This is a genomic window from Roseateles sp. P5_B10 (assembly GCF_056400485.1).
This window is the reverse complement of the sequence record NZ_JBFULE010000372.1, coordinates 1-5,129: the sequence shown is the minus strand read 5'-3', so window position 1 is coordinate 5,129 and position 5,129 is coordinate 1. Positions and strand designations below refer to the sequence as shown.

Below are 5,129 nucleotides of genomic sequence, written 5' to 3'. Positions count from 1 at the left end.
GAACGGCTCGATGCGCGGCTCACGCTATGGCCCGGCGAGGCCAGGCCGCTGCGCTCGGGCACGCGTGTTCACCTGCACCTCGGCGCCCAAGCCGTCATGGCCAGTGTGGCTGTGCTGGACGGCGACGCCATCGAGCCGGGCGGCACGGCCCGCGTGCAGCTCGTCTGCCACGCGCCCGTCGGAGCCTGGCGCGGCGATCGCCTCGTGCTGCGCGATGCCGGCGCCAGCCGCACCATCGCCGGCGGCATCGTGCTCGATCCCTTTGCGCCTGCGCGCTATCGCCGTACCCCCGAGCGGCTTGCCGAACTCGCGGCCTGCGAGCTGCCCACCGCCGAGCAACGTCGCGAGCGGCTGATGGCGCTGTCGTCGCTGGGGCTCGACCTGGCCCGCTTTGCGCAGGCAGAAGGTCTGGCCGAAGCGTTGGACGGCTGGGCCCTGGACACCGAGGCCCGTGCGGCGCTGACGACCAAGCTGCTCACCACGCTGGCCGACTTTCATGCGAAGTCGCCTGACGAACTCGGCCCCGATGCCGCGCGGCTGCGCCGCCTCGTCGCGCCCCGCATCGCCGAGGCCTTGTGGCGCCATCTGCTGGCTGAGCTGCGTGCCGCGGGTCACATCGCCCAGCGCGGCGGCTGCATGCACCTGCCCGAGCACGGCGTGCAGCTGTCGGTCGCCGAGCAGCGCATCGCCGAGAAGATCGCGCCCCGGCTGGCCGCTGCGGGTGCGGAAGGCGCCTGGGCCCGCGACCTCGCCAAGGACTGCGCCGAGCCCGAGCCGCTGATGCGCTCCACGCTGGCGCGGCTGGCCCGGCAAGGCGAGCTGCACCAGGTGGTGAAGGACCTCTACTGCGACACGGCGACGATGACGCGGCTCGCCGGTATCGCGCGCCTCATCGGCGCCGAGCAGGGCACGGTCACCGCCGCGGCTTTCCGCGACGCGACCGGCCTGGGCCGCAAGCGGGCCATCCAGCATCTGGAACATTTCGACCGCGTCGGCCTGCTGCGCCGCGTGGGCGACGAACATCGGCTCCGGGCGGACAGCGCCCTGTTTGCGGAGCAGGCGGCATGAATCTGGAGGGGCAACGACACCGGTGTGTCGGCCGGGCTTCAAACCCGGTGGGTGGCGCCACGCGCCGCTGGGAGGGTTCGACTCCCTCGCCCCTCCGCCATCGGGCCCGTCCATGCTGATCGCCGGCACCGAAATGCCCGAGGCGCTCTGGTACTGGGTCGACGACCAGACCTGGGCCGAACCGCTGCCCGACGGCCATGTCCGCATCGGCATCACAGCCCTGGGCCTCAAGGCCTCGGGCGACATCTACATGTGCCGCCCCAAGCCGGTCGGCAGCGAGGTCGAGCAGGGCCGCTCCATCGGCGTCGTGGAGCTGGCCAAGTCCATCGTGTCGGTGAAGTCACCGCTGTCGGGCCGGGTCGTCAAGGTCAACGGGGCGCTGGAAGAGCAGCCGGAGCTGGTGCATCAATCACCCTATGACGCCGGCTGGCTGGTCGAGCTGGCGCCGTCAGCGCTGCAGGCGGAGAAGGCGCGGCTCACCATCGGCGAGGACGCGATCCGCAAGGCGATGCAGGAGTGGGCATGGCTGAACCAGCTGAGCTGAAGTCCCGAACCGGCCTCGCCATCCTGCTCTGGGCCGCAGACCCCGACGACCCGGTGCGCCTGGCCACCCCCTTCGCCCATGCCGCCGCAGCGGCCGCGTTGGAGCTGCAGGTCGAGGTTTACTTTTCAGCGCGGGCCGTGCTGCTGCTCAAGCCCGGCGTGGCCGAACAGCAGCGCGCCTCAGATCGTTTCGACAAGACCATTGCCGGCTGGATGAAGGACGCGCTGGACCATGGCGCGCGCTTCTTCGCCTGCTCCGACGCCCTCGCGGCGCAGGGCCTGACGCTGGCCGATCTGATCCCCGCCGGTCGTCATCACGGCGGTGCGGTCCAATACGCCCTTCGCGCGGCCGACCCCGCCTGGGCCACGCTCGTTTTCTGACCCCTTGCTTCCCACGACTGGAGAACCCTGATGACCGCCTTCCCCCGTTCCGTCGCCCGTGTGGCGCGTGGCCTGGTTGCCGTGCTGGCGCTCACCGGCGCCGCGGCCCAGGCCCAGCRGGTGCTGCGCGTGACCGCCATCCCCGACGAATCGCCCACCGAACTGGCGCGCAAGTTCGCGCCGCTGGGCCAGTACCTGGAGAGCAAGCTCGGCATGAAGGTCGAGTGGACGCCGGTGACCGACTACGCCGCCGCCGTCGAGACGGTGGTCAACAAGAAGATCGACCTGGCCTGGTTTGGCGGCTTCACCTTTGTTCAGGCCAATGTGCGCTCAGGCGGCAAGATCGTCCCGCTGGTGCAGCGCGAGGAGGACGAGAAGTTCCGCTCCGTCTTCATCACCGACAAGGCCAGCGGCATCACCAAGCTGGAAGACCTGAAGGGCAAGACGCTGAGCTTCGGCTCGCAGAGCAGCACCTCGGGCCACCTGATGCCGCGCAGCTTCCTGCTGGCCGCCAAGATCAACCCCGATGTGGACCTGAAGCGCGTGGCCTTCAGCGGCGCGCATGACGCGACCATCGCCGCCGTCGCCAGCGGCAAGGTGGACGCCGGTGCGCTGAACATCTCGGTCTGGGAGAAGTTCGTGGCCGACAAGAAGGTCGACCCGAACGAGGTCAAGGTCTTCTACACGACGCCGCCTTACTACGACTACAACTGGTCGGTCCACGCCGACATGCCGCAGGCCCTGCAGGACAAGATCAAGGCCGCCTTCCTGGCATTGGACCCGAACACGGCGCAGGGCAAGGAGATCCTCGGCCTGCAGCGTGCGACCAAGTTCATCGCCACCAAGCCTGAGAACTACGTCGGCATCAAGGCCGCTGCCGAGAACGCTGGTCTGTTGAAATGATTGAACTGAATGGCGTCGACGCCGCCGCGCTGGGCGGTGTGACGCCGGTGCTGCGCGGCATCACTCTCGGGCTGGCCGCCGGCGAGCAGGTGGCCGTCATCGGCGCCTCGGGCGCGGGCAAGACGACGCTGCTGAACCTGCTCGCGCTGATGCAATGCCCGCTGGCCGGCCGCTTCACGTTGCTGGGCCGCGAGCCCTGGTCGCTGGCGCGCGCCGAGCGCCGCCGGCTGCGCGCCGGCATTGCGCTGGCGCCCCAGCATCCGCCGCTGCCACCACGCCAGCGCGTGGCCGTGGCCGTGCTGGCCGCGCGGCTGCCGCGCATGTCTTTCGGCCGCGCACTGCGCACCTTGTGGAGCCCGCCGGACGCCGCCCTCGCGCAGGACGCGCTCGAAAAGCTCGGCCTGCCCGACAAGCTCTGGCTGCGTGTGGACCGCCTCTCCGGCGGCGAGCGCCAGCGTGTGGGCCTGGCGCGGCTGCTGGTGTCCGACACCCAACTGTGGCTGGCCGACGAGCCGCTGGCCGCGCTGGASCCGACGCGCGCCGGGCAATCCCTGGCGGCGCTGCAGGACGGCGCCCGCGCCGCTGGCGCCGCGCTCGTCTGCAGCCTGCACCAGGTGGACCTGGCGCTGGCGCGTTTTCCACGCGTGATCGCGCTGCGCGCCGGGCAGGTGGTGTTCGACGGTGCGCCGTCGGGCCTGGGCGGCGACCTGCTGGACGAGCTCTACCGCAGCCAGCTGGAGCCGCCGCCCGAGATCGCGCCGCTGCCGCAGCCCGTGCCTCTGCCGCAGGCGATGTGCCGGTGACGGACCCCGCCCTGCGCGACCCGGCGCTGAGCCGCCGTTGGCTGGCCTTGCTGATCGGCCTGGTGCTGCTGTGGCCGCTGCTGGTGCTGTCCGAGTTCAAGCCCTGGACGCTGCTGGACGAGCGCGGCCTGCGCGCCACCGGGCGCTATCTCGCGCAGTTCATCCACATGCGCAGCGACGCCGAGTTCCTGCAGATGCTGGCACAGGACACCTGGCGCACGGTAGCCATCGCGACCGCGGGCCTCACGCTGGCGCTGGTGCTGGCCGTGCCACTGTCGCTGCTGGCCACGGCGCGCTTGTCCGCCAGCACGCTGGAGGGCCGGCCCGGTCCGGCACGTTGGCTGCGCCGCGCGGTGCGGGCGCTGCTGGTGGCGCTGCGGTCCATTCCCGAGCTGATCTGGGCGCTGGTGTTCGTGCGCGTCGTGGGCCTGGGCGCCACGGCCGGCGTGCTGGCCATCGCCATCGCCTACGGCGGCATGCTGGGCAAGGTCTACGCCGAGATCCTTGAAAGCGCCGATGCCGCGCCCACGCACGCCCTGCTGAGCGCCGGGGCCACGCGCTGGCAGGCGCTGTGCTTCGGCGCGCTGCCGAGCTGCCTGCCCGAGCTGCTGAGCTACACGGTCTACCGCTGGGAATGCGCGGTGCGATCGTCGGTCGTGCTGGGTTTTGTCGGTGCGGGTGGGCTGGGCCAGCAGCTGGACAACGCCTCCAAGATGTTCGCCGGCAACGAGGTCAGTGCCATCCTGCTGGTCTTCATCGGCCTGGTCATGCTGAGCGATGCCTTCAGCCGCTGGCTGCGCGGGCGCCTGGCATGAAGCGCGAACCCGTGCGAGCGTCGACCTGGGCCGTGCTGGCCGGCCTGGCGGTGCTGGTCGCCGCGAGCTTCTGGTCATTGAACCTGCAGTGGTCGGCCTTCCTCGGCGTGGATGCGCTGGCCAGCATGGGCCGTTTCGGGATGAGCTTCTTCCCACCGCAGCTCGCGCCGGCATTCCTGGCCAAGACCGGCTGGGCGCTGCTGGAGACCTTGGCCATGTCGGCTCTCGGTACAGCACTGGCGGTCGTTGGCGGCCTGCTGCTGGCGCTGCCGGCCTCCGGGCAGGGCGTGGGCCGGGCGGTGGCGCGCATGGTGCTGAACCTGCTGCGCAGCGTGCCCGAACTGGTCTGGGCCACGCAGCTGCTGATCCTCGCTGGCCTGGGGCCGCTGCCCGGCACGCTGGMCCTGGCCCTGCACACGAGCGGCGTGCTGGGGCGGCTGTTTGCCGAGAGCTTCGAGAACGCGCCGGCGGCCGGTGCGCTCGCGCTGCGCCAGCGCGGCCTGGGCGAGGKCCGCGTGTGGCTGTTCGCCACGCTGCCGCAGACGCTGCCGCAGCTCGTCAGCTACACGCTGTACCGCTGGGAGAACAACATCCGCGCGGCCAGCGTGATGGGCGT

7 protein-coding genes and 1 tRNA gene are annotated in these 5,129 nt (G+C 71.2%); all 8 read left to right on the top strand.

What is annotated here, in order from left to right; all coding sequences use genetic code 11:
- On the top strand, positions 1–1,068 hold a 1,068-nt coding region (locus tag AC1DU6_RS19640), incomplete at its 5' end, for a SelB domain-containing protein (protein WP_477859031.1).
- Between the two features lie 4 nt (positions 1,069–1,072).
- Positions 1,073–1,168: transfer RNA gene (locus AC1DU6_RS19635), tRNA-Sec, on the top strand.
- 12 nt (positions 1,169–1,180) lie between these two features.
- Positions 1,181–1,612 carry a glycine cleavage system protein H gene (locus AC1DU6_RS19630; protein WP_477859029.1) on the top strand — a complete coding sequence of 144 codons (432 nt, stop codon included), beginning with the start codon at positions 1,181–1,183 and terminating at the stop codon, positions 1,610–1,612.
- Positions 1,591–1,992 (top strand): DsrE family protein, encoded by a 402-nt coding sequence (locus tag AC1DU6_RS19625; protein ID WP_477859027.1) that lies wholly within the window; start codon positions 1,591–1,593, stop codon positions 1,990–1,992. The genes AC1DU6_RS19630 and AC1DU6_RS19625 overlap by 22 nt, the downstream gene beginning before the upstream one ends.
- A 30-nt stretch (positions 1,993–2,022) precedes the next feature.
- Entirely contained in the window at positions 2,023–2,895 is an 873-nt protein-coding gene (locus AC1DU6_RS19620) for a putative selenate ABC transporter substrate-binding protein (RefSeq protein ID WP_477859025.1), read from the top strand.
- Positions 2,892–3,698 carry a phosphonate ABC transporter ATP-binding protein gene (locus AC1DU6_RS19615; RefSeq protein WP_477859023.1) on the top strand — a complete coding sequence of 269 codons (807 nt, stop codon included), beginning with the start codon at positions 2,892–2,894 and terminating at the stop codon, positions 3,696–3,698. Before AC1DU6_RS19620 ends, AC1DU6_RS19615 begins: the two co-directional genes overlap by 4 nt.
- Positions 3,695–4,513 (top strand): phosphonate ABC transporter, permease protein PhnE, encoded by an 819-nt coding sequence (gene phnE / locus AC1DU6_RS19610; RefSeq protein WP_457355944.1) that lies wholly within the window; start codon positions 3,695–3,697, stop codon positions 4,511–4,513. Before AC1DU6_RS19615 ends, phnE begins: the two co-directional genes overlap by 4 nt.
- On the top strand, positions 4,510–5,129 hold a 620-nt coding region (locus AC1DU6_RS19605; protein WP_477859021.1), incomplete at its 3' end, for a PhnE/PtxC family ABC transporter permease. The genes phnE and AC1DU6_RS19605, both read left to right, overlap by 4 nt.

Bases quoted from the DNA above. Each gene is read 5' to 3' on its own strand.
- AC1DU6_RS19630 (WP_477859029.1), top strand. From the start codon at position 1,181: ATGCTGATCGCCGGCACCGAAATGCCCGAGGCGCTCTGGTACTGGGTC.
- AC1DU6_RS19625 (WP_477859027.1), top strand. From the start codon at position 1,591: ATGGCTGAACCAGCTGAGCTGAAGTCCCGAACCGGCCTCGCCATCCTG.